Below are 471 nucleotides of genomic sequence, written 5' to 3'. Positions count from 1 at the left end.
CACAGGGGGAAACCCCCGACTACCATCGGCGCTGAAGAGCTTAACTTCCGTGTTCGGCATGGGAACGGGTGTGACCTCTTCGCTATCGCCACCAAACCATTGAGAGTGTTCTCTCAAAACTAGATAACAGTAAGCATACATTCAAATTGGTTAAGTCCTCGATCGATTAGTATCTGTCAGCTCCATGTGTCGCCACACTTCCACCTCAGACCTATCAACCTGATCATCTTTCAGGGATCTTACTAGCTTACGCTATGGGAAATCTCATCTTGAGGGGGGCTTCATGCTTAGATGCTTTCAGCACTTATCCCGTCCGCACATAGCTACCCAGCGATGCCCTTGGCAGAACAACTGGTACACCAGCGGTGCGTCCATCCCGGTCCTCTCGTACTAAGGACAGCTCCTCTCAAATTTCCTACGCCCACGACGGATAGGGACCGAACTGTCTCACGACGTTCTGAACCCAGCTCG

The 471-nt window shown here is 51.6% G+C and carries 2 rRNA genes; both read right to left on the bottom strand.

Annotation, left to right across the window (positions count from 1 at the left end):
• A 5S ribosomal RNA gene (gene rrf / locus SB756_RS28105) occupies positions 1-96 on the bottom strand; the annotation flags it as partial.
• A 50-nt stretch (positions 97-146) separates the two neighbouring features.
• Positions 147-471, bottom strand: a 23S ribosomal RNA gene (locus SB756_RS28100); the annotation flags it as partial.

It is taken from the genome of Pseudomonas sp. SIMBA_068 (genome assembly GCF_046534705.1).
In the GTDB taxonomy this organism is placed as follows: Bacteria; Pseudomonadota; Gammaproteobacteria; order Pseudomonadales; family Pseudomonadaceae; genus Aquipseudomonas; species Aquipseudomonas putida.
Note: the sequence above shows the minus strand (reverse complement) of the source record. Positions and strands in the feature narration are given on the sequence as shown.